Source organism: Pseudomonas sp. GW460-12-10-14-TSB1 (assembly GCF_017349775.1).
In the GTDB taxonomy this organism is placed as follows: Bacteria; Pseudomonadota; Gammaproteobacteria; order Pseudomonadales; family Pseudomonadaceae; genus Aquipseudomonas; species Aquipseudomonas piscium.
In genome coordinates this window covers 1-23,358 of the sequence record NZ_JACNAC010000073.1, presented here as the reverse complement: position 1 = coordinate 23,358, position 23,358 = coordinate 1, and the positions used below count along the sequence as shown (strand labels likewise).

Below are 23,358 nucleotides of genomic sequence, written 5' to 3'. Positions count from 1 at the left end.
AATGCGCACCGAGATAAAAGGAGCATCTGATGAGCAGCACTGCACAAACTGCCGAAGGCGAAAAAATTCTTATTGTTGACGACGACCCTGGGCTGAGCAGCCTGCTGGAGCGCTTCTTCGTCAGCAAGGGCTACCGTGCCCGCGCGGTTCCCAACACCGAGCAGATGGACCGTCTGCTGGGTCGCGAAGTCTTCAACCTGGTCGTCCTCGACCTGATGCTGCCTGGCGAAGACGGCCTGACCGCGTGCCGCCGCCTGCGCAGTGCGAACAACCAGATCCCGATCATCATGCTCACCGCCAAGGGCGACGAGCTGAGCCGGATCAAGGGCCTGGAACTGGGCGCCGACGATTACCTGGCCAAGCCGTTCAACCCCGACGAGCTGATGGCGCGGGTCAAGGCCGTGCTGCGTCGCCAGTCGGCTCCGGTGCCGGGCGCGCCGGGCAGCGAAGACGAAAATGTCACCTTCGGCGACTATGAGCTGTCCCTGGCCACCCGCGAACTCAAGCGCGGCGCCGAAGTGCACATGCTCACCACCGGTGAGTTCGCGGTGCTCAAGGCTCTGGTGATGAACGCTCGCCAGCCGCTGACCCGCGACAAGCTGATGAACCTGGCCCGTGGCCGCGAGTGGGATGCTTTGGAGCGCTCCATCGACGTGCAGATTTCCCGTCTGCGCCGGATGATCGAGCCCGATCCGTCCAAGCCGCGTTATATCCAGACGGTCTGGGGCGTGGGTTACGTGTTCGTGCCGGATGGCACCACCACCAAGTGACCGATGATTTGTAGGAGCGAGCGCGACTCGCTCCTGCAAAGCGTGTAATGGCTGTTTATGAAAACCCCGCTGTGGTTCCCGCAAAGCTTCTTCTCCCGCACCCTCTGGCTGGTGCTGATCGTGGTGCTGTTCTCCAAGGCGCTGACCCTGGTTTATCTGCTGATGAACGAGGACGTGCTGGTGGACCGCCAGTACAGCCACGGCGTGGCCCTGACCCTGCGCGCCTATTGGGCCGCCGACGAATCCAACCGCGACCAGATCGCCGAGGCTGCCGGGCTGATCAAGGTGGTCGGCAGCGGTGTGCCGGCGGGCGAGCAGCATTGGCCCTACAGCGAGATCTACCAGCGGCAGATGCAGGCCGAACTGGGCGCCGACACTGAAGTGCGCCTGCGCATGCACGCACCGCCAGCGCTCTGGGTGCGCGCGCCGAGCCTGGGCGATGGCTGGCTGAAAGTGCCGCTGTACCCGCACCCGCTGCGGGGGCAGAAGATCTGGAGCGTGCTCGGCTGGTTCCTGGCGATCGGTCTGTTATCCACGGCTTCGGCGTGGATCTTCGTCAGCCAGCTCAACCAGCCCCTCAAGCGCCTGGTCTATGCCGCCCGGCAACTGGGGCAGGGGCGCAGCGTGCGCCTGCCGATCAGCGATACGCCGAGCGAGATGACCGAGGTGTACCGCGCCTTCAACCAGATGGCCGAGGATGTGGAGCAGGCCGGGCGCGAACGCGAGCTGATGCTGGCGGGGGTGTCCCACGACCTGCGCACGCCGCTGACCCGTCTGCGCCTGTCGCTGGAGCTGATGGGCAGCCACAATGACCTGACCGACGACATGGTCCGCGACATCGAGGACATGGACGCGATTCTCGACCAGTTCCTGGCCTTCATCCGCGACGGCCGCGACGAGTCGGTGGAGGAGGTCGATCTCAGCGACCTGGTGCGCGAAGTGGCGGCGCCCTACAACCAGAACGATGAAAAGGTGCACTTGCGCCTGGAGCCGATCCCGCCGTTCCCGCTGCGCCGGGTGTCGATGAAGCGCCTGCTGAACAACCTGATCGGCAACGCGCTGAACCACGCTGGGACGGAAGTCGAAGTGGCGGCCTATGTGTCAGGCGACACCAGCGCGCCTTATGTGGTGCTGAGTGTGATGGACCGTGGCGCGGGTATCGATCCGTCGGAGCTGGAGGCGATCTTCAACCCCTTCACCCGCGGCGACCGTGCCCGAGGCGGCAAAGGCACCGGCCTGGGCCTGGCCATCGTCAAGCGAATCGCCTCGATGCACGGTGGCAATGTCGAATTGCGCAACCGCGCCGATGGCGGCCTGGAAGCGCGGGTGCGCTTGCCATTGGGGTTGTTGTTGCCGAGGGATGCGGTCTGAAGGCAGCTACAAGCGGCAAGCTACAAGCCATAAGCGGCAAGTGAGGAGTCGCTTTTCTCTTGCAGCTTGCAGCTAAAAGCTTGCCGCTGCCCTTAACCCTTGCCCTTGGTCCGGGTCATGTTCGGGCCACCGTTTTTCTCGATGTGCTCGATAATGATCCCCGCCACGTTCTTGCCGGTGGTGGTCTCGATGCCTTCCAGGCCCGGAGAGGAATTCACTTCCATCACCAGCGGCCCGTGGTTCGAGCGCAGGATATCCACGCCCGCCACGCTCAGGCCCATGACCTTGGCCGCGCGCAGGGCGGTCATGCGTTCTTCCGGGGTGATCTTGATCAGGCTGGCGCTGCCGCCACGGTGCAGATTGGAGCGGAACTCGCCCGGTTTGGCCTGGCGTTTCATCGCGGCAATCACCTTGTCGCCGACCACGAAGCAGCGAATGTCGGCGCCGCCGGCTTCCTTGATGTACTCCTGGACCATGATGTTCTGCTTCAGGCCCATGAAGGCCTCGATCACCGACTCGGCCGCTGTGGCGGTTTCGCACAGCACCACGCCTATGCCCTGGGTGCCTTCCAGTACCTTGATCACCAGCGGCGCGCCGTTGACCATCTCGATCAGGTCGGGAATGTCGTCCGGCGAGTGGGCGAAGCCGGTCACCGGCAGGCCGATGCCACGACGGGACAGCAGTTGCAGGGAGCGCAGCTTGTCCCGCGAGCGGGCGATGGCCACCGATTCGTTGAGCGGGAACACGCCCATCATTTCAAACTGGCGCAGCACCGCGCAGCCATAGAAGGTCACCGAGGCGCCGATCCGTGGAATCACCGCATCGAAACCCTCCAGCGGCTTGCCGCGGTAGTGGATCTGCGGTTTGTGACTGGCAATGTTCATATAGGCGCGCAGGGTGTCGACCACCACCATTTCATGGCCACGCTCGGTGCCGGCTTCGACCAGGCGACGAGTGGAATACAGACGCGGGTTACGCGACAGCACAGCGATCTTCATGCAACACCTGTGGCAGAGGTAGTGGACACCGGGAACACCGGTTTGTCTTGAACGTATTTGATCCCTGGATTGACCACCAACTGGCCATCGATCAGGGCTTTGGAACCGAGCAGCAGGCGGTAGCGCATGGCTTTGCGGCAGGCGAGGGTGAACTCTACCCGCCAGACCCGATCGCCGAGCGCCAGGGTGGTGCTGATCACGTAGCGCACCTGCGCCTGGCCGTTGGAGCTCTTGATGGTTTTCATCGCCACCAGCGGCGCTTCGCAACGCCGGTGACGCAACTGCACCACGCTGCCCAGGTGCGCGTTGAAGCGCACCCACTGCTCACCGTCGCGCTCGAACGGCTCGATCTCGGTGGCATGCAGGCTGGAGGTGCTGGCGCCGGTATCGATCTTGGCGCGCAGGCCGGCGACTCCCAAATCCGGAAGCGCCACCCACTCGCGCAGACCCACGACGGTCAAATGGTCAAATGTCTTCAAATGTGCTCAACCGCTGAGGAACCCGCTCGTACCGTCAAGCGGCCGAATTCGCGGTATTCACGCAGAATAATGGGTAAAAGGCGACAGATATCTAAGCCCGGTCCCGCAGCTCCCGGACGGGCTGCTGCAGAGCCTCGCATTCTAAACCGAGCCATCGCAATTCATGGCACGAGAGAAACGGTAGTACAGTTCGAAAATATTTCAGAATGAGGAAATGCCATGGCACAAAAAGCCGAAGACGACGACAAGGTCCGTCTGGATAAATGGCTGTGGGCGGCGCGCTTCTACAAGACCCGTGCGCTGGCCAAGGCCGCCATCGAAAGCGGCAAGGTGCATCACCGTGGCGAGCGCTGCAAACCGGGCAAGGAGCCGAGGGTCGGCGACGAGTATGAGATACGCACTGGTTTCGACGAACGCACCGTGGTGGTCCAGGCCCTGTCGATCGTGCGCCGTGGGGCGCCGGAAGCGCAGACCCTCTATACGGAAACCGAAGCCAGCATCGCCAAGCGGGAAAATGCCGCCGCCCTGCGCAAGGCCGGTGCCCTGGGTGTGAGCACCGATGGCAAGCCGACCAAGAAACAGCGGCGCGACCTGTTCAAGTTCCACAGCCACGAATAAGCCCCTGTAGGAGCGAGGCTTGCCCGCGATCAGCTGCGAAGCAGCGGTTGCAGCCCTCTCACTATTCTCTGGAGGGCGCACTTGTGCATTCAATCACCGGCAAGCCGGCTCCTGCTCAGGCCGTAGCCCGTACCACGCTCAGGCGCGACAGCAACGGCAGCTTGCCCAGCAGGTTGAACAGCGGGTCGGTCACCCGCAGCAGGAGGTTCGAGGCCTTGGCCGCGTACGGGGTGTAGTAGCCCCAGCCGAGTGCCCAGACCGCCAGCAGCACACCGCCGATATAGTCGTCCTGGCCCCAGTGCGCGCCGGCCACCAGGCGCGGCATCATGAACAGCAGGGTCAGGCCCCAGATCACCAGGAACTGGCCGACGCTGCGGCTGAACACGCCCATGAACAGTGCCCAGATTAGCAAGACCGAAGCGTGGTCGCCGGGGAAGCTCTGGCTGGAACGGTCCTTGAGCTCCCAGGTTTTTTCCCAGTGCGGGAAGTAGTCGCTCATGTGCACGGCATCCTGGAGCATCATCGACGGGCTGTCGTGCTGCCAGCCCATGGCATCGGCGAGCCTGGAGAACAACAGGCGGATAATCAGCATCAAGACCAGGATCGACAGGAAGCCGAAAAACGCTCGGCGCACGTCCAGGGCTTTGAACACCCAGTCCCCGCGAATCAACAGGGTCAGCAGGATCAGCCCGACTATCGCGTCAAAAGGCCTGAGGCTGGCTACAGCCCAGATATGCAGCCAGGTGGAGTTGCTCGCAAGGGGAGCATTCAGCAGGCGGAACAGCCATTCGTCGAACATCACACAAAGCATGTGCCCGCTTGGCCATAACCAGAAACCCAACAGCGCCAGAGGGAGCAAGTTGCACAGCACCAGCTTGCCGAGGTTCCACCTTGCTTGGAACAAACCCGGATTGTTCATAAAATGCCTCCAACGGCAGAAAATCGTGCACCGTAACAGTGCGTAAATCGCAATTTTCATGTCTTGTAACCATTTTGTCATCACTTCAGATACCCAGACCTATGACTCATTTGCCGGATACCGACTTCACCCAACGCTTCATCTTCGATGACAGCGACGCCCGCGGCGAGCTGGTGGCGTTGGAGCGCAGCTATGCCGAAGTCCTCGCCAAACACGCTTACCCGGAGCCAGTCGCGCAACTGCTCGGCGAGCTGATGGCGGCGGCCGCGCTGCTGGTCGGCACGCTGAAGTTCGATGGCTTGCTGATCCTCCAGGCACGTTCCGAAGGCCCGGTGCCGTTGCTGATGATCGAGTGCTCCAGCGAGCGCGAGATCCGTGGCCTGGCGCGCTACGACGCGGAGCAGATTGCCCCGGACGCTACCCTGGCCGACCTGATGCCCAATGGCGTGCTGGCCCTGACCGTCGACCCGACCCACGGCCAGCGTTACCAGGGCATCGTCGACCTGGACGGCGCCACCCTGTCGGAATGCTTCACCAACTATTTCGTCATGTCCCAGCAGGTCGGCACCCGTTTCTGGTTGCACGCTGACGGTCGTCGCGCCCGTGGCCTGCTGCTGCAGCAACTGCCGGCCGACCGCCTCAAGGATGAAGAAGAACGCGCCGCTAGCTGGCAGCACATCACCGCGCTGGGCAGCACCCTGACTGCCGATGAACTACTGAGCCTGGACAACGAAACCGTGCTCCATCGCCTCTACCATGAAGAAGCCGTGCGCCTGTTCGATGTGCAGCCGCTACGCTTCCGTTGCAGCTGCTCGCGGGAACGCTCGGGCAATGCGCTGGTCAGTCTGGGTCTGGAAGATGCGCAGAAGCTGGTGGTCGAACACGGCGGCAGCATCGAGATCGATTGCCAGTTCTGCAACGAGCGCTACCTGTTCGATGCGGCCGATATCAGCCAATTGTTCGCCGGAGCGGGTGTCGAGTCGCCGTCAGATACTCGTCACTAAAACGGTTCAGCGCAGGTAAATCACCTGGCAAGCGCCGGATTAACGCCGTTCTGACGGGAGGGCCCTACTCTTTTTGGGCTTTTCTGGCATAATCCGGCGCACTTTTTTCGCGGTAGTAGTGCACGACTTTCTACTACAAAACGTTTGGAGCACTCGGCCACTGGCCGACGGGGAACCTCATGACGCAAGCCAATAACGCCGTGTACACCGATCTGAGTGTTGATGATCTGGTCAAAGAAGCCCTGAACCGCGGTGAAGGCGAGCTTGCCGATACCGGCGCGCTGGTTGTTCGTACCGGTCACCGTACCGGCCGTTCGCCAGTCGATCGTTTCATCGTTGAAGAGCCGAGCACCCAGGACGCTATCGCCTGGGGCCCGATCAACCGCAAGTTCCCGGCCGACAAGTTCGATGCCCTGTGGGCTCGCGTCGAGGCGTTCAACAACGCGCAAGAGCACTTCGTTTCCCATGTGCATGTAGGTGCTTCCGACGAGCACTACCTGGCCGTGAAGATGACCACCCAGACTGCCTGGCAGAACCTGTTCGGTCGTTGCCTGTTCATCAACCCGGCCCAGTACAACCCGGCTGGCCGTGATGAGTGGCAGGTGCTCAACGTTGCCAACTTCGAATGCGTTCCAGAGCGTGACGGCACCAACTCCGACGGTTGCGTGATCCTCAACTTCGCTCAGAAGAAAGTGCTGATCGCCGGCATGCGCTACGCCGGTGAAATGAAAAAAGCCATGTTCTCGGTACAGAACTTCCTGCTGCCGGCCGCCGACGTGCTGCCGATGCACTGCGCCGCCAACATCGGCGAAGAGGGCGATGTGACCCTGTTCTTCGGTCTGTCCGGTACCGGCAAGACCACCCTGTCCGCCGATGAAAGCCGTTACCTGATCGGTGACGACGAGCACGGCTGGGGCGAGGGCGTGGTGTTCAACATCGAAGGCGGTTGCTATGCCAAGTGCATCGACCTGTCCGAGAAGAACGAGCCGGTCATCTGGAAAGCCATCAAGCACGGTGCCGTGCTGGAAAACGTTGTGCTGGACGATGCCAAGAAGGCCGACTACGCCGACGGCAGCCTGACCCAGAACAGCCGCGCCGCCTACCCGCTGGAGCACGTCGAGAAGCGTTCCGAGAAAAACCTCGGTGGCGAGCCGAACGCCGTGATCTTCCTGACCTGCGACCTGACCGGCGTACTGCCGCCCGTGTCGATCCTCAGCGAAGAACAAGCCGCCTACCACTTCCTGTCCGGCTACACCGCTCTGGTGGGTTCGACCGAAATGGGCTCGGGCGCTGGCATCAAGTCCACATTCTCCACCTGCTTCGGCGCACCCTTCTTCCCGCGTCCGGCAGGTGTTTACGCAGAGCTGCTGATCAAGCGCATCCGCGGCTTCGGTTCCAAGGTCTACCTGGTCAACACCGGCTGGACCGGCGGTGGCTACGGTGTTGGCAAGCGCTTCAACATCCCGACCACCCGTGGCGTGATCGCGGCCATCCAGAGCGGCGCTCTGGTCGGTGCCGAGACCGAGCACCTGGACACCATCAACCTGGACGTGCCACTGGCCGTTCCAGGCGTCGAAACCGGCCTGCTCAACCCACGCAACACCTGGGCTGACAAAGCCGCCTACGACGAAGCCGCCAAGGCCCTGGCTGGCCTGTTCATCGAGAACTTCAAGAAGTTCGACGTGAGCGACGCCATCAAGGCTGCTGGTCCGAAGCTGTAAGCATCGGGTAAGTGGCTCAAGAAGCCGCCCTTCGGGGCGGCTTTTTTGTGGGCGCTATTCAGGAAGACTCCTGTAGCCGCTACCCAAGGCTGCGATCGCAGCTGTGCAGGTCTGCTGGGGCATTAGTGGGAATTGCCGGTCAGGCCTTCAGGTGCAACACAATTGCCCCGAGCAGCACCAATACCACTCCGATCATCTGTACCGCAGACAGGCGTTCCTTGAAGAACACATACCCCAGGATCGCTGCGATGCCACCGGACAGGGTACTGATCACCGTAACCACGGACACCGAGCCAGCCATTGCTCCCCAGGAGAACGCCGAAAAACCGCCGAGGTTCATCAGACTGGCGCCAGTCAGGGCGGTGCAGTTTTTCAGCGGCGGTATGCGCAACCCGTCCTTGACTCTCAGGACTATAAGCAGCAGTACGCCAAGGCCTACCAGGTAGCCGAGCCAGAGCATGGTGATAGGGCCGAGCAGAGGCAGAGTGAACCGGCCTTGCAGCCAGAAGCTGGAGCCATAGAGCAGGGCGGCCAGCAGGGCGTAGACAATGGAGCGGGTGGAGTCGGTACTGTGGGGCAGGCCGGTGTCCTTATGAAGGCTGGAGAGGGCTACGCCGACCACGCACAGGGCGATGCACAGGATCTGGAGCAGACTGATCTGTTCGCCTCCGACCCAAGACAGCAAGGTCGTGATCACGCCGTAAGAAGTCACCAGCGGCGCGACAATGGCTGCCTTGCCCAGAGCGAAAGCCTTGGACAGTGCGAGGGCTCCGGAGACGGTGAGGACGGCGGCGAGCACGCCCATCAGCCATGTGTGTGGCGGTGCGGCCAGGGACTTGAGAATGAAGGAGGGGAACAGCACCAGCAGCAGGCTCATGATGGTAAAGCCCAGGGCCTGACCAAAGAACACCGCACGTTTGACTCCGACGGCGCGAGCGTTAAGCCCCACCAGAAAATCTGTCCCGCCCCACAATAGAGCGGCGAGCAAGCCCATCAATACGTCCACAGAATGTCCTTATCGCTGGTCGCGATCCCTAGAGGCTTTCCAGCTCCTGAGTATCCCAGCGTTTCGCTTTGATCGCCTGGTAAAGCATGCCGATGGTCAGCGGGATCTTGTCGCCGCGTCCCTTGGCCCGGCGCTTGAGGAATACGTCGTAGCCTTCGGGCTGGAAATAGCGGTAGGCGTCGTAGTCGATAAAGTCGATGACGAACAGTTCTTCCAGTTCCTGCATCAGCTGTTCGGCGTCCGCGCCGTCGCAGCCCAGGTCGAGGTTGATGGCGGTCTTCAGGCTGATGCCTTTGCGTTCGGGCAGGCCGATTTCTTCGTGCAGCAATTGCATGAGCTGGCGCATGGTCAGGTCGTCGGGGAAGCCGGGGGCGAGGTACATGGTGGGTCGTCCGCAAGGTCTGTCGGTGGTGCCAATCGGCCTCCAGTTTAGGGTCAATCGTTGGACCTGAACGAAAAAGAAAAGTCGCTCGACCAGCTCGGATTTGCCTGACAGCCAGGACCTCCTCGCGCTGGGTAACGTGAGAGCCCCGGTTGAAGACCGGGGATTTCCCAGGCAACCGAGCAAAGGACTATGGCCCGCAACAAGGATGTGCCCCAGGTATGGCAGCACTACGACGCTGACGGTGGCGGTTATCGCCGCCTGCGCGATATGACTGCGAGCGAATTGGCTGAGCGTGATGAGGCGCAGCGGGGTTATGAGCAGATGCTCGCTCGCCAGCAGGCCTATGAAGAGCGGTTGCCGACTACACGGGTGGAATCGCAACCAGCGCCCGTCGGTTGCGTGTTCACCAAGTCTTGCAAGCTGCCGAACGCAGTCATCGACTACGTCACCCCGACAGGTTTTATACCGACTGATTCGGTGGCGAATTACGGCGCGTTGACGCTGTTGGGCGGTCGCGAGGTCGAGGCGGGTGGGCGCGTGCCCCTCAAGCGCATCAGCGGTGCGCTGCCGGTCAATCTCGGCGCCTTGACCCTGGGTGGTGTCCCCGTGGGTTCTGGTACCACCGGCAGTGGCCTGGGGCTGATCTCCTCGGGCGTGGCGGCCGGTGCGTTGCTGGGGTTAGTGGCCTTGCTCGCTCCATCGAGCCTAGGTGATGGTGCGCTGTACAGCGAAGAGCAACTACGCAATCTCAAGCAAGCTCGCACCCGGCTACGCCTACGAGTTGAACAGCAGGCCGATGGCAGTCTCAAGGGCTACGGTTTCAACACCCAGGGACGCCGCGAGTGGGAAATGATTTCGGTCGCTCAATTCGAGGCCCGTGGCGAGCAGCAAGTAGCCGATCTGGGTGATGGCATCACCCTCACTTGGACCCCGGCTGTGGACCTTTCGAGCACCATAGGGATACCACCGCTGGAAGCGGCGCCACAGACACCACCGATCTGGATTTTCCCGCCGACGGAAGCGGCGGAGCGGATCATCGTGAGTCCGATTTATCCGCCGGAATATCGGGATTTTATTCTGGTGTTTCCGGTTGGGGCGGGTGTTAAGCCACTTTATGTGGTGTTAAGTGTTCCAGGAAAACTGGGCCACTATCCTCCACCCAAGGAACTAGCAGCTTTTCCTGATACTTATTTGGTCCCTTCTAAAAACTCTGTGAAGGGCGGAGGTGCCAGGCGTAAACGCTGGTTGGATTCTAAAGGGCGGATTTATGAATGGGACTACATGCACGGTACGGTGGAACAATACGATAAGCAGGGTAGGCATTTAGGTGAGTTTGATGCCGAGACTGGCGAGCGGCTTGAGGATGCAAAACCTGGACGGAGAACAGCCAAATGAAACATGAGGTGGTTGCGTTTGATCGAGATACCGAGCGAGTGGCATTCAGCATTGATCTGCCTGGGGAGAACCTGGAGCAGCTCACTGCTCTGATGGGATGGCAAGAGCCTGATGATCCAATCTATGAGTACGAGCTATCAGACGAACAAATAGCGGCTTTAGAGAAGCTGATAGGCCGCCACTTTCACAGTCCGGATTACCTGTTTTTCCTGTCGTGCAGTGTGTAGTGAGATCTGTATTACTTGTCTTGAAACGGCATGGAGCAGAGTGTCATGGGATATCGGTTTGAAGCTTTCGGTAGCAGATCTTTTTCCATAATGGGCTTTCGCCCTGGCGAGGATAAATTGGCTTTTGAGCTAAGCATGAGTTTATCGAGCGCCGATCTGAGCCCGGTGATGAACTGGACCAATGACAATGAACATATCGGTGCCGATTTTCTGCTCACGGTCAGTCAGATAGTTGAAATAGAACAGTTGTGTTTTGTTGATTTACCTAGAGGTTTGGACCTTTATCTAGCTTCGTCAGGCTGAACCGATATTGGTGAGGCAGCATCGGAGGATTGCACCAAGAGTGGTGCATTGATTCGCTTAAATACATCCTCAACTACAGCGCTCCTGCATAGATGGAGCTGATGTCGAGTCAGCGCAATTGAGCGGCACAGACATAAGGTTTTTCCTCTGGAGTGCTTCATATTCTATTGCCCACCCTCAGGTAGCTTCAGGGATTCCCACAGCCCCCCACTTTTCCCGATGGATTAGCGAGCAAACGCCAAAAAAACTGTGTATGGTGCGCGCCAAATCTGCCGGGTACCCTTGGGTGCCGACTTCATACACTTAAAGGGAATTAGGTATGCGCTTGTTTCGCGTGACTTCGATTTTTTCGTTGTGGGCATTAGCGTTCTCGGTGTCGGCGCAGCAGCTGCCGGTCGAGGTGCTGAGTGCGGTGGTCAAGGACCAGAAGATCGCCGATGCCGAAGTGCTGGTGCAGCGCAATGGGGCACAGAGCGTTGTCGGTCGTACCAATGCTCAAGGCCAGGTGACCCTGACCACCGACTTTGCGGATGACCCCAGCAACCTGCTGATCATCAAGAAACCCGGCTACTCCAACCTGGTGGTCAAGTGCCCGTGCAGCGGCATGACCTACGCCATCAGCCCGGTGATGCAGAACCTCGACGGTCTGCGCGTGGTGCTGACCTGGGGCGCGACCCCCAGCGATCTCGATTCGCACATGATCTTCCCGGGCAACAACATCTACTTCCGCAACCAGCAAGGTGAAGATGCCCACCTGGATGTCGACGATATCGATGGCTATGGCCCGGAAACCATCACCCTGGAAAAGAAACACTACGGCGAAAGCTATGTGTACGCGGTGCATGACTACAGTAACCAGACCCGTCCGGAGTCCCGTCAGCTTGCCGCCAGCCAAGCCAAGGTGTTCGTGTACATGGGGCAGTCGCTGGTGCGCACCTACTACGTGCCGCAGGACCGCAGCGGTAACCTGTGGACCGTGTTCCGCATGACCGGCAATGGCGACTTCCAGGACATCAACACCCTCAGCGGCGTGACCGTCGATGCGCAGGACGTGTTGAACGAAGTGTCGCCGTTGCTCGATGACAAAGTGGAAGTTGCCGCCGTTGCCGTCAGCAGCAGCGCACAAGCCGATGCGAAAACCCTGAACCGCAAGGGCGAAGAGGCTTACCACGCCGGTAACCTGCAGCAAGCCATCGACTTCTACCGTCAGGCCATCGAGCTGAACAACGGCTACGGTCAGGCCTACAGCAACCTCGGCCTGGCCTATCAGAAAGCCGGCAACACCGCCGAGTCGATCTGGGCCAACCGCAAGGCCATTGCCCTGGCCAGCGGCAGCTCGGCGGCCACCGTGCGCGCCAGTTCCTACTACAACATCGCGCGTATCTACGAAGCAGCCGGCCAGTTCGCCGATGCCCTGCGTCACTATCAGTTGGCCAAGCAGCAGAAGGCCAACCCGGTGTACGACAAAGCCATCGAGCGTGTGCAAAACCGTTGATTCACGGGTGTTGATCTGACCCCCATAACGCGCCGTCCCACGGCGCGTTATGCATTTATGGAGGTTGTTATGCGGGTTCTGGTTGTTGCGTTGATGTTGTCCCTGTGGACGGCCGTTGCCCAGGCTGCCGGCCCGATGGTGTTCGCCACCATCGACCGCAGTAGCTGGCCGGGTTCGCTGGCCACGCAAGCGGGCTTCGATACCGCCTCGCGCGCGGAAATCCTGATGTTCGGCAAGGCCCTGCTGGCCAGCGAGGCGCTGGACGATGTCAGCCTCAAGCAGCGCCTGGGCGTCAAGGCGCTGGACCATCATTCGGTCGAGCAAGTGCGCGAGCGTTTCTGGATACGCCTGCTCAGCAGTTACCACAGCGCCAGCCAGGACTGTGAAGGCGCCGCCTTCTGCCCGCTGGTGCGCAACCTGGATGACTTGCGGCAACTGGCCCAGGGCTTCACCGGAACGGTCAGCCCAGCCTATGACGCCTGGGCCCAGGCGAGCCGACAGTTTCATGAGCAGTACCTGAACGAACAGCTGCGCCTGGCGGCGTTGTTCCCGAAGATCAGCAGCGAGATCGAACGTTTCGACAGCGCCGAGCTGATGGGCGACGAGTTGGCGGATCGGCAGTTTCTGCTGACCTTCGACGACGGCCCGACGGCTGCGGGCGGCCACACCGATACGCTGGCCAATGTGCTGCGGGCCAACGACCTGCATGGCCTGTTCTTCGTGCTGGGCGAGCCGTTCCAGGCGCGTCTGCGCAAGTCGTCGCCGGCGCAAATGCGCGAGTTGTACAGCGGCCAGTGCGTTGCCCTACATGGCTGGGAACATAAGTCCCATAGCGCCTGGAGCGAATGGCAGCAGTCCATCACCCGTTCCGCGACCCTGGTGCGCGGCACGTTGCCGGATGACTACCAGCCGCTGTTCCGCCCGCCTTATGGCCAGCGCCAGAGTGACAGTGCGGCGTTCTTCAAGGCCCAGGGCATCAAGGTGATGCTCTGGGGTATCGACTCCCAGGACTGGAGCAAGAGCATCAGCGCCAGCGCGGCGAGCCAGCGGGTGCAGACCCTGATGCTGCTGTGGCGCCGGGGGATCATTTTGTTTCACGACATTCACAACAAGGCGCCGCTGGCGGTACCGGCGTTGATCGCCGCGAACAAGAGCAATGGCGTGAAGTGGGTGGATTGCCGCGCGACGCGGTAAGAGCATGACTTTTATTGCGAGCCATCGGCTGCCTGGTGGTTCGCGATACACCCTGAAAAACTCCGCATAATCCCAGCCGGACAGCATTCTCCGCCTCCCTGTATCATCCCGTATCCTTTCTTCCCCGACCTTTTCCCGACCCTGTGCCAGTCTGCAAGGCACGTCAGCGGTCAAAGGAGTGACAGCTTATGCACGACACCCTCGAACAGGTCTTCGGTTATCCACAGTTTCGTCCCGGCCAGGAGGCGGCAGTCAGCGCGGTACTGGCCGGGCGCTCGGCGGCGGCGATCTTTCCCACGGGCTCCGGCAAGTCCCTGTGCTACCAGCTGCCGGCCTTGCTGCTGCCGCACCTGACCCTGGTGGTCTCGCCGTTGCTGGCGCTGATGCAGGACCAACTGGCATTCCTGCAGCGGCACGGCATCGCCGCAGCGAGCATCGATTCGGCGCAGAGCCGCGACGACGCCAACGAGGTCATGGCGCGGGCGCGCTCCGGTGAGCTGAAGATCCTGATGATCTCGGTGGAGCGTCTGAAGAACGAGCGCTTTCGCAACTTTCTGCAGCAGGTGCGGATCTCCCTGCTGGTGGTGGACGAGGCGCACTGTATCTCCGAATGGGGCCATAACTTTCGCCCTGACTACCTCAAGCTGCCGGACTACCAGCGCCAGTTCAACATTCCCCAGGCACTGCTGCTGACCGCTACCGCCACGCCCAAGGTGATCGCCGACATGCAGGCGAAATTCTCCATCGCCGAGCAGGATGTGGTGACCACCGGTTTCTATCGGCCCAACCTCAACCTGTTGGTGGAACCGGTGCGCGGCCAGGACAAGCGCCGGCGCCTGGTGCAGTGGATGAGCGAGCGTCCCGGGCAGCCGAGCATCGTCTATGTCACCTTGCAGAAAACCGCGGAGCACATCGCCGAGCATCTGAGTCGCCACGGCATCCAGGCCCAGGCCTATCACGCCGGTCTGCCCCATGAGCAGCGCGAGGCCATCCAGCGTCAGTTCATGGCTGGCCAGTCCAATTGCATCGTCGCCACCATCGCTTTCGGCATGGGCATCGACAAGAGCGACATCCGTAACGTGGTGCATTTCGACCTGCCCAAATCCATCGAGAACTACAGCCAGGAAATCGGCCGCGCCGGGCGTGATGGACAATCTTCCGACTGCCTGGTGCTGGCCAACCGCGACAGCCTCAACGTGCTGGAAAACTTCGTCTACGGCGACACGCCGGAGCTGGAAGGCATTCGTTGTGTGCTGGACGAGTTGCAGGGTGCGGCGCCCGATGGGCAGTGGGAGTTCCTGTTGGGGCCGCTGGCGGACCAGAGCAACATTCGTCAGCTGCCGCTCAAGACCTTGCTGGTGCAGCTGGAACTGCGTGGTCTGATCGCTCCGCGTTACGCCTACTTCGCTGAATACCGCTTCAAGTTCCTCGAGGAGCCGGAAGTGCTGCTGGCACGTTTCGAAGGTGAGCGCCGAGAGTTCGTGGCGGCGATCATCGAGACCTCCAGCCGTGCCCGAACCTGGGCCACGGTGAATTTCGACGCGCTTTATCAGCAGCATCAGGCCGAGCGTAACCGAGTGGTGAAGGCCTTGGACTACTTCCAGGAAAAGGGCTGGGTCGAGCTGGAAAGCAAGCAGATGACCGAGGTCTACAACCTGCTGGAGACGGGCTTCGATGCCGCGACCCTGAGCCAGCAATTGCACGCCTATTTCAAGCAGCACGAAAGCAGCGAGATCGCGCGGATCCACGCGATGCTCGCGCTGTTCGCCACCGAGCAGTGCCTGGGGCATCGCCTGGCGCAGTATTTCGGCGATGACCAGGCACCCCAGCGGTGCGGGCATTGCTCGGTGTGCCATGGCCAGGTGGCCCGTCTGCCGGAGCCGCCAGCCTTGCCCGCGCTTGTGGATAAAAACTTCGAGGCGCTGTGCGGTGATTTTATCCACAGGCACCAACAGCACAGCGGCACGGTTCCGGGGGCGGAACGACTGACGCGTTTCCTGTGCGGGATCAGCGTGCCGCTGTTCACCAAGCTCAAGGCGCGGTCGATCCAGGGTTTTGCGGTGCTCGAGGATTACCCCTACGCCGAAGTGCGCGATTGGGCCGAACATCACCTTCAGGGTTGATGCCTGCCCGATCCATCCGCTGAATGCCGCTCATCACAGGAATAAATTTCAAAAATACCCTGGGCCTGATTATGGTGGTTTGCGTCTTCGAGCCACCTACAAGGGAGCCACTATGAGCCAGATCGAAATTCAGCGCGCCGCGGTGATCGGTGCCGGGACCATGGGCCGCGGGATTGTGATGTGCCTGGCCAATGCCGGGGTCGCGGTGCAGTGGGTGGACAACAATCCGCAGATGCTCGAACAGGCGCTGACAGCGGTGAGCGAGACTTATGCGCACAACGTGCGTCAGGGCCGGATCGATCAGGCAGAGGCCGACGCGCGCCGGGCCCGGGTAAGCGCGGCAGCGGATTACCTGGCGATCCGCGATGTGGACCTGGTGATCGAGGCGGTCTACGAAAACCTCGAGCTGAAGCAGAAAATCTTCCGCGAACTCGATGGCCTGATTCAGCCGCGGGCGATCCTCGCCAGCAACACCTCGGCGCTGGATATCGACGCCATTGCTGCGGTCACCCGGCGTCCGCGGCAGGTGCTGGGTCTGCATTTCTTCAGCCCGGCCCACATCATGAAGCTGTTGGAGATCGTGCGGGGCGCCGCGACTGCGCCGCAGGTGCTCGAGGCCGCGCTGGCGCTGGGCGAGCGCATGGGCAAGGTCAGTGTGGTGTCCGGCAACTGCCCTGGATTCATCGGCAATCGCATGTTGCGTACCTATGTGCTGGAGGCGCGCAAGATGCTGCTGGAAGGGGCTTTCCCTTATCAGGTGGATGCTGCATTGCAGGGCTTCGGTTTTGCCATGGGCCCGTTCCGCATGTACGACGTGGTTGGCATTGACCTGGAGTGGCGCGCCCGGCAACTGGCCGGCAAGGGCCAGGAGGCGCACGAAGTGCAGGTGGATAATCGCCTGTGCGAGGCGGGTCGGTTCGGCCAGAAGAGTGGCAAGGGTTATTACCATTACGAGCCCGGCAGTCGCCAGGCCGAGCACGATGTGCAGGTCGATGCCCTGGTTCAGCAGGTCAGTGAAGGCCTGGGCTACCGTCGCCGCGATATTGGCCCCGAGGAAATCCTCGAACGCTGCCTGCTGGCGCTGGTCAACGAAGGCGCGAAGATCCTTGAGGAAGGCATCGCCGGCTCGGCGCACGATATCGACCTGGTGTACCTCAACGGTTATGGCTTCCCGGCGGACAAGGGCGGGCCGATGAACTGGGCGGATCGGCAGGGGCTGGTGTCCATTCAGCAAGGGTTGCTGCGGCTGCAAGCCGAATCGGGCGCGCACTGGAAGCCGGCGCGGTTGATTGACGAGCTGGTGCAGGCTGGCAAAGGGTTTGCCGATCACCGGGCCATCGGTTGAAATAGGCGTCGCCTGATCGACCACACCTCACCCCCGAGAACCAGCCAATGACCGACCGTATGCCGCAACGCACCGACTACCGCCACTTCCAGCCCATCATCACGCGTTGGCACGACAACGATGTGTACGGTCATGTGAATAACGTCACCTACTACAGCTTCTTCGACACAGCAGTGAATACCTACCTGATCGAAGAGGGCGGCCTGGATATCCATGACGGTGAGGTGGTGGGTTTCGTGGTGAGTTCGGCCTGTGATTACTTTGCCTCGATCGCTTTTCCCGAGCGCATCGAGATTGGCCTGCGTGTCGGCAAGCTGGGCAACAGTTCGGTGCAGTACGAACTGGCGGTGTTCAAGGCGGGGGAAACCGATGCCTGCGCGGCGGGGCGCTTCGTGCATGTGTTCGTCGATCGGGCGTCGAATCAGCCGGTAGGGATTCCCGCCGGGCTGCGTGCAGCGCTGGAACGCTTGCTGATGTGAAGCACAAAAAAGACCGCAGCCTTCGGGCGGCTCCTTGGGGTTCATCCCGGGGGTGATGAACCCTGTCTGGCAGGAGCTGCCGTCAGGCTGCGGTCTTTGTGTCAGCGGGCTGCGACCGTTTCAGGTCTTAGTCGCGCCAGTGACGTTTGTGCTTGCGATGCCCGTAGGCATGGCCACGACCTGGGTGGCCGTCGCGATAGTAGCGACGATCGTCGTAGTCGCGATCACGGTAGCGGCGATCGTCACGATCGCTGGAGTTGCCCAGGTGGTTACCCAGTGCGCCGCCGACGCCACCGCCCGCTGCTGCGCCGATCAGGCTGCCAGTGGTGCCCCCCACGCTGCGACCGACCACGTTACCGCCGGCTGCGCCCAGCGCACCGCCGATAGCGGCTTCGCCACGGCTGCGTCTGTCGGCACCCACGGCACTGCCGCCCGCGCCGCCCAGTGCAGCACCGATGGTGGAACCGGTGTTACCACCAATCGACTGACCGACGACCGAGCCTAGAACCCCGCCCAATGCGCCGCCCACACCTGCTTCTGTGGTGCCGCCGGCAGAGGCGATGCCGCTGACCAGGCCAAGGGACAACAAGAGAATCGAGGAGAACTTCATAGAGGAGCCTCAAAGGGATGACGGCGCGATCCTGAGGCTGTGTTGAGGCGCTTACAATCAAAATCCGACGAATAGCACGAGTTGTACACAATCTCGTAACTTATTGTTTTTAGTAGGGAACTTATCCCGTTTTTGCGAGTCTGTAGCTACTTGGAAAAGGCCGCTTTTGGATGAAAGCGGCCTTTTTTGTGCCTGCGATTTCGTCGATCAGGCCGACCGGGCCATGATCAAGCCGCTGTCGCTGGCCGCTTCCAGGCGGATCGCGACGAACTTCGAAGTCGGGGTGTAGCTGCCGTCCCCGATGCTTTCCAGTGGCACCAGCGGGTTCACCTCCGGGTAATAGGCGGCTGCCTGACCGGCCGGAATATCGAAGGCCAGCAGGGTGAAACCCTTGACCCGACGTTCGCGGCCGTCATCCCACAACGAAACGATGTCGGCTTTCTGCCCCGGCTTGAAGCCCAGGCGGATGATGTCGGCTTCGTTGACGAACAGCACGTCGCGCTGGCCCTTCACGCCACGATAGCGGTCGTCCAGGCCGTAGATGGTGGTGTTGTACTGATCGTGGGAACGCATCGACTGCATGATCAGGTCCGGCAACTGCCCGGTGGCGCGGGTGCGTTCATGCACCAGATCCTTGGGCAGCAGGTTCGGGCGGAAATTGGCGCGGCCCGACGGGGTGTTCCAGCGCCGGGCGCCGGCCGAGTTGCCGAGGTAGAAGCCGCCAGGGTTTTTCACTCGCTCGTTGAAGTCCTTGAAGCCGGGAATGGTGTCGGCGATCAGGTCGCGGATGCGGCTGTAATCGGCCACCAGCCAGTTCCAGTCCACCGGGTGGCTGCCCAGGGTAGCAGCGGCGATGCCGGCGAGGATCGACGGCTCCGAACGCATCTGCGACGACAGTGGCTGCAATTGGCCGTTGGACGCGTGAACCATGCTGAAGGAGTCTTCCACCGTCACTGCCTGCGCGCCTTCGCTCTGCAGGTCGATGTCGGTGCGGCCCAGGCACGGCAGGATCAGTGCTTCCTTGCCGTGGGCCAGGTGGCTGCGGTTGAGCTTGGTGCTGATCTGTACGGTCAGGTCGCAGTTGCGCAGGGCCTGGAAGGTCCGCGGGCTGTCCGGAGTGGCCTGGGCGAAGTTGCCGCCCAGGCCGATGAAGACTTTCGAGCGGCCTTCGAGCATGGCGTGGATCGCCTCGACCACGTTATGGCCGTTCTCGCGCGGCACCTTGAACTGGAAGCGTCGCTCCAGGGCGTCGAGGAAGGCCACCGGCGGCTGTTCGTTGATACCCATGGTGCGGTCGCCCTGCACGTTGCTGTGGCCGCGCACCGGGCACAGGCCGGCGCCCGGACGACCGATATTGCCGCGCAGCAGCATCAGGTTGGCGATTTCCTGGATGGTCGGCACCGAGTGGCGATGCTGGGTGATGCCCATGGCCCAGCACATGATCACGTTCTTGCCCTTGGCGTACATACGCGCCGCGCGCTCGATCTCCACCAGGGTCAGGCCGGACTGCTCGACGATCTCGTCCCATGGGGTGTCGTCGATGACGCTCAGGTAATCCAGCACGGCGGCGGTGTGTTCGTTGAGGAAGTCGTGATCGAACACCGACGGCGCGCCAGTCTTCTGGGCGTCGCGTTCCCATTGCAGGAGGAACTTGGCCATGCCGCGCACCACCGCCATGTCGCCGCCCAGGGCCGGGCGGAAGTAGGCGGTATTGGTCGGCTTGTTGCCGTTGGTGAGCATTTCGATCGGGTGCTGCGGATGCTGGAAGCGTTCAAGGCCGCGTTCTTTCAGCGGGTTGATGCACACCACCTGGGCTCCGCGTTTCACTGCTTCGCGCAGCGGCTCGAGCATCCGTGGGTGGTTGGTGCCGGGGTTCTGGCCCCAGACGAAAATCGCATCGGCATGCTCGAAGTCGTCGAAGGTCACGGTGCCTTTGCCGACGCCGACGCTCTGCGCCAGGGCCACGCCGCTGGCCTCGTGGCACATGTTCGAGCAGTCGGGGAAATTATTGGTGCCGTAGGCGCGCACGAACAGCTGGTACAGGTACGCCGCTTCGTTGCTGGCGCGGCCCGAGGTGTAGAACTCGGCCATGTCCGGGCTGGGCAGCGCTTGCAGGTGCTTGCCGATCAGGGCGAAGGCCGCTTCCCAGCTGATGGGCTTATAGCGATCGGTCTCGGCGTCGTAGCTCAGGGGCTCGGTCAGGCGGCCCTGGTATTCGAGCCAGTAGTCGCTCTGCTCCAGCAGCGAGCTGACACTGTGCTTGGCGAAGAACTTGCCATCCACGCGGCGTTTGGTGGCTTCCCAGTTCACCGCCTTGGCGCCGTTCTCGCAGAACTTGACCATGCCGCTTTCCGGCGAGTCGCCCCAGGCACAGCCCGGGCAGTCGAAACCGCCGTTCTGGTTGGTCTTGAGCATCATGCGGAGGTTTTTCAGTGCGTTGTCACTCGTCAGCCAGGCCTGGGCGACGCTGATGAGCGCGCCCCAGCCGCCGGCCGGGCCCTTGTAGGGCTTGTAGCGCGGGGTGGGTGTCTGGTCGGCTTGATGATGAGTGGTCACGCTTGTTTCTCCATCGCAGGGCTATAGACCCGTGGCGCACTTTTTTGCGGCAGGTGAATGAGGTTGAGGTTGTGTCGGCGTGCCCATTGCAGGGCCAGGCCGGTGGGCGCCGACAGGCTGACCAGGGTCTGGATGCCGGCGCGCAGGACTTTCTGGATCAGTTCCAGGCTGCAGCGGCTGGTGACGATGGCCACGCCGCCGGCAGTGGCTATGTTCTGGCTGATCAACGCGCCGATCAGCTTGTCCAGAGCGTTGTGCCGGCCGATATCTTCACGGCCCAGCAGTAGCTCGCCCTGGGCGTTCATGAACACCGCCGCATGCACCGCGCCGGAATGCTGGCCCAGGGGCTGGAAGGCGCTGATGCGCTGGCGCAGGCCATCGAGCCATTCGGCCGGCGGCAACGGCGCGCCGGGCAGCACCTTGAGGTCCGGCAGGGCCTGCTCCACGGCTTCCACGCCACACAGGCCGCAACCGCTGGTACCGGCCAGTTGCCGACGCTGCTGCTTGAGGTTCCAGAAGGCGCGGCTGGAGATCTGTACCTGTGCGTACTGGGCCGAACCGCTGCCGCTCAGTTGCAGGTCGTAGATGTCCGAGGCGTCGCCGATGATGCCGCTGCCGAGGCTGAAGCCGACGATGAAGTCTTCCAGGTCGCTGGGGGTGACCAGCATCACGGCCTGGCTGATGCCGTTATAGGCGATCGCCAGCGCGACTTCCTCGGCGAGCGCGGTGCTGGCCGATTCTGTGTGGTCGAGGTTGCTGTAGCGGTAGTTCTGACTGGCGGCGGGCGCGGGCGTTTTCGCAGTGGGCGTCGCGCAAGCCGGGCGCTGGGGTTTCATGGGGCATCACCGGCGGAATATCCAGCCCTAAGACTAAGCGCGTCAAAGTGTCGCGTCTAATTGCTAGTACTGATGTGCCGATAGATGCCGTCGATCAAGACTCGCTCGGTGATTTCTGCTGCAGGGCGAAGCAAGCCTCGGCCAGGGCCGAGCGCGGTGCGCTGCGACGCATGATCAGGCCCAGGTGCGCCAGGGTGTTGGCGTCTTCTATGGGCTGCAGGCGCAGGTGCTCGGTGAGGGCTTCCAGGCCGCCGTCCAGCGGCATGATCGCGCAGCACAGGCCGCCATGTACGGCTTGCAGCAGTTGATGCACGGCATCGGTCTGCAGCAGCGGTTGTGGGGTGAGGCCGCGACTGTGGAAGTTATGGTCGATGGACTGACGGAAATGCATGCCGCTGGTCAGCATGCCCAGCGGCAGTTCGATCACGGCCTCCCAACTTAGCGGCTGCTCGCCGAAGCTGAAGAAGCGTTGGTCGTAAAGCAGGCCCATGCGGGTTTCGCCCAGGGCCAGGGATTCGAAGCGTTCGCTGTCCAGGCGCTCCAGATAGGAGACGCCTATATCCAGGCGATTGCTCGCCAGCTGTTCGAGGATCTGTTCGGAACTCAGCGCCGACAACTCGAAGCGCAGGTTCGGGTGCGCCTGGTGCAGGCGTTGCATCAGCGGCAGCGGATCGAAGCTCGACAGCGGGACCACCCCCAGGCGCAGAGTACCGACCAGATTGCCGCGACAGGCGGCGGCCTCGGCCTGCAGTCCATCGTAGGCGGCCAGCACGCTGCGGGCCCAGGCCAACACCCGTTCCCCCGGGGCGGTGAAACCCTCGAAACGCTGGCCGCGGTTGACCAGCGGCAGCTCGAGTTCTTCCTCGAGGTTGCGCAAACGCATGGACAGGGTCGGCTGGGTGATGTGGCAGCGCGCGGCGGCCTGGCCGAAGTGGCGGGTTTCGTCGAGAGCGATGAGGAATTTCAGCTGTTTGATGTCCATCTTCGCTTCCTGGGCGCGGGGGGAGGTGATTCTAACGTGCTTGCCATGCAGAGAGTCATTGGTCGATTTTGAACCTCGTCTCTGAAGGCTGGTCTAGTCTTTCGCGTCTGGACCTATTAAACCCAAGGAGTGTGCACCATGAGTATTTTTAGCTTTGTGAAAGAAGCGGGCGAAAAGCTTATCGATTTGTTGACGCCGGGTAACGCCAATGCGGGCGAACAGCTGAAGGAGCACATCGCCAAGGTCGGTCTGGGTAACCCCAACGTCCAGGCCACCGTGGAAGGCGACAAGGTCATCGTGACCGGCGAAGTGGCCAGTCAGGAAGAGAAGGAAAAAATTCTGCTGGCCGTGGGCAACATCGAAGGTGTCGGCAGCGTCGACGACCAGATCACCGTCACCGGTCCTGTGGCTGCTGCCGCGCGTTTTGTCACCGTGAAGAAAGGCGACACCCTCAGCGCCATTTCCAAGGCCGTGTACGGCGACGCCAACAAGTACAACAAAATCTTCGAGGCCAACAAGCCGCTGCTGTCGCACCCGGACAA

General features: G+C 61.8%; 23 protein-coding genes. 14 read left to right on the top strand and 9 right to left on the bottom strand.

Features of this window, described 5'->3' with window-relative positions; genetic code table 11:
* The first annotated feature begins 29 nt into the window (after nt 1-29).
* Together ompR and J4D52_RS27825 are read left to right on the top strand one after the other, a co-directional pair.
* Nucleotides 30-770: a two-component system response regulator OmpR gene (ompR, locus tag J4D52_RS27830; protein ID WP_007925257.1), complete on the top strand. Its 741-nt coding sequence runs from the start codon at nt 30-32 to the stop codon at nt 768-770.
* Nucleotides 771-827: 57 nt separating this feature from the next.
* Complete coding sequence (locus J4D52_RS27825; protein ID WP_007925244.1) at nt 828-2,141, top strand: ATP-binding protein; 1,314 nt, start codon at nt 828-830, stop codon at nt 2,139-2,141.
* Nucleotides 2,142-2,233: 92 nt separating this feature from the next.
* Here the strand turns inward: J4D52_RS27825 and rimK are convergent, their stop codons facing one another.
* Nucleotides 2,234-3,139, bottom strand: a complete 906-nt coding sequence (rimK, locus tag J4D52_RS27820; RefSeq protein WP_007931744.1) for a 30S ribosomal protein S6--L-glutamate ligase — start codon at nt 3,137-3,139, stop codon at nt 2,234-2,236.
* A complete protein-coding gene (locus J4D52_RS27815) occupies nt 3,136-3,618 on the bottom strand; it encodes an ATP-dependent zinc protease (protein WP_007931742.1) in 483 nt (160 codons plus the stop codon). Before J4D52_RS27815 ends, rimK begins: the two co-directional genes overlap by 4 nt.
* 219 nt (nt 3,619-3,837) lie before the next feature.
* Here J4D52_RS27815 and J4D52_RS27810 point away from each other — a divergent pair, with 219 nt between their 5' ends.
* Entirely contained in the window at nt 3,838-4,236 is a 399-nt protein-coding gene (locus J4D52_RS27810; protein ID WP_038582992.1) for an RNA-binding S4 domain-containing protein, read from the top strand.
* A gap of 115 nt (nt 4,237-4,351) precedes the next feature.
* On the opposite strand, the gene J4D52_RS27805 is transcribed toward J4D52_RS27810, so the two are convergent.
* Nucleotides 4,352-5,155: a phosphatase PAP2 family protein gene (locus J4D52_RS27805; RefSeq protein WP_025808430.1), complete on the bottom strand. Its 804-nt coding sequence runs from the start codon at nt 5,153-5,155 to the stop codon at nt 4,352-4,354.
* A gap of 101 nt (nt 5,156-5,256) precedes the next feature.
* Between J4D52_RS27805 and hslO the strand changes: the two genes are divergently transcribed.
* Together hslO and J4D52_RS27795 are read left to right on the top strand one after the other, a co-directional pair.
* Nucleotides 5,257-6,159: an Hsp33 family molecular chaperone HslO gene (gene hslO / locus J4D52_RS27800; protein ID WP_007931739.1), complete on the top strand. Its 903-nt coding sequence runs from the start codon at nt 5,257-5,259 to the stop codon at nt 6,157-6,159.
* A 179-nt stretch (nt 6,160-6,338) separates the two neighbouring features.
* Entirely contained in the window at nt 6,339-7,880 is a 1,542-nt protein-coding gene (locus J4D52_RS27795; protein ID WP_009046463.1) for a phosphoenolpyruvate carboxykinase, read from the top strand.
* 139 nt (nt 7,881-8,019) lie between these two features.
* On the opposite strand, the gene J4D52_RS27790 is transcribed toward J4D52_RS27795, so the two are convergent.
* Entirely contained in the window at nt 8,020-8,874 is an 855-nt protein-coding gene (locus J4D52_RS27790) for a DMT family transporter (RefSeq protein ID WP_081251586.1), read from the bottom strand.
* 40 nt (nt 8,875-8,914) lie between these two features.
* Entirely contained in the window at nt 8,915-9,268 is a 354-nt protein-coding gene (locus tag J4D52_RS27785; RefSeq protein ID WP_063427791.1) for a DUF1493 family protein, read from the bottom strand.
* Nucleotides 9,269-9,460: 192 nt separating this feature from the next.
* Here J4D52_RS27785 and J4D52_RS27780 point away from each other — a divergent pair, with 192 nt between their 5' ends.
* The 8 genes from J4D52_RS27780 (at nt 9,461) to J4D52_RS27745 (ending at nt 17,832) form a co-directional block, all read left to right on the top strand.
* On the top strand, nt 9,461-10,666 hold the full coding sequence (locus tag J4D52_RS27780; protein WP_063427792.1) for a colicin E3/pyocin S6 family cytotoxin: 1,206 nt from the start codon (nt 9,461-9,463) through the stop codon (nt 10,664-10,666).
* Nucleotides 10,663-10,893 (top strand): hypothetical protein, encoded by a 231-nt coding sequence (locus J4D52_RS27775; RefSeq protein WP_053277005.1) that lies wholly within the window; start codon nt 10,663-10,665, stop codon nt 10,891-10,893. Before J4D52_RS27780 ends, J4D52_RS27775 begins: the two co-directional genes overlap by 4 nt.
* A gap of 30 nt (nt 10,894-10,923) precedes the next feature.
* Nucleotides 10,924-11,196 (top strand): hypothetical protein, encoded by a 273-nt coding sequence (locus tag J4D52_RS27770; RefSeq protein WP_231103209.1) that lies wholly within the window; start codon nt 10,924-10,926, stop codon nt 11,194-11,196.
* 319 nt (nt 11,197-11,515) lie between these two features.
* Entirely contained in the window at nt 11,516-12,691 is a 1,176-nt protein-coding gene (locus tag J4D52_RS27765; protein WP_063427793.1) for a tetratricopeptide repeat protein, read from the top strand.
* Nucleotides 12,692-12,760: 69 nt separating this feature from the next.
* Nucleotides 12,761-13,885: a polysaccharide deacetylase family protein gene (locus tag J4D52_RS27760; RefSeq protein WP_063427794.1), complete on the top strand. Its 1,125-nt coding sequence runs from the start codon at nt 12,761-12,763 to the stop codon at nt 13,883-13,885.
* 188 nt (nt 13,886-14,073) lie between these two features.
* Nucleotides 14,074-16,008 carry an ATP-dependent DNA helicase RecQ gene (locus tag J4D52_RS27755; protein ID WP_063427795.1) on the top strand — a complete coding sequence of 645 codons (1,935 nt, stop codon included), beginning with the start codon at nt 14,074-14,076 and terminating at the stop codon, nt 16,006-16,008.
* 112 nt (nt 16,009-16,120) lie between these two features.
* The gene (locus tag J4D52_RS27750) at nt 16,121-17,353 is read left to right on the top strand and encodes a 3-hydroxyacyl-CoA dehydrogenase (protein WP_025808416.1); all 1,233 of its coding nucleotides are present in this window, start codon (nt 16,121-16,123) and stop codon (nt 17,351-17,353) included.
* Between the two features lie 47 nt (nt 17,354-17,400).
* Nucleotides 17,401-17,832 carry a thioesterase family protein gene (locus J4D52_RS27745; RefSeq protein WP_025808415.1) on the top strand — a complete coding sequence of 144 codons (432 nt, stop codon included), beginning with the start codon at nt 17,401-17,403 and terminating at the stop codon, nt 17,830-17,832.
* 127 nt (nt 17,833-17,959) lie between these two features.
* Here the strand turns inward: J4D52_RS27745 and J4D52_RS27740 are convergent, their stop codons facing one another.
* From J4D52_RS27740 to J4D52_RS27725, 4 genes are all read right to left on the bottom strand, one after another.
* A complete protein-coding gene (locus J4D52_RS27740; RefSeq protein WP_025808414.1) occupies nt 17,960-18,442 on the bottom strand; it encodes a glycine zipper domain-containing protein in 483 nt (160 codons plus the stop codon).
* Nucleotides 18,443-18,649: 207 nt separating this feature from the next.
* Nucleotides 18,650-20,998 (bottom strand): FdhF/YdeP family oxidoreductase, encoded by a 2,349-nt coding sequence (locus J4D52_RS27735; RefSeq protein WP_025808413.1) that lies wholly within the window; start codon nt 20,996-20,998, stop codon nt 18,650-18,652.
* Nucleotides 20,995-21,834, bottom strand: coding sequence for a formate dehydrogenase accessory sulfurtransferase FdhD (gene fdhD, locus J4D52_RS27730; protein WP_102676412.1), 840 nt, complete (start codon nt 21,832-21,834; stop codon nt 20,995-20,997). Before fdhD ends, J4D52_RS27735 begins: the two co-directional genes overlap by 4 nt.
* Nucleotides 21,835-21,928: 94 nt before the next feature.
* Nucleotides 21,929-22,816, bottom strand: a complete 888-nt coding sequence (locus J4D52_RS27725; protein WP_025808411.1) for a LysR family transcriptional regulator — start codon at nt 22,814-22,816, stop codon at nt 21,929-21,931.
* A gap of 138 nt (nt 22,817-22,954) precedes the next feature.
* Here J4D52_RS27725 and lysM point away from each other — a divergent pair.
* Nucleotides 22,955-23,358: peptidoglycan-binding protein LysM (lysM, locus tag J4D52_RS27720; protein ID WP_207272183.1), on the top strand; the 404-nt coding region annotated here is incomplete at its 3' end.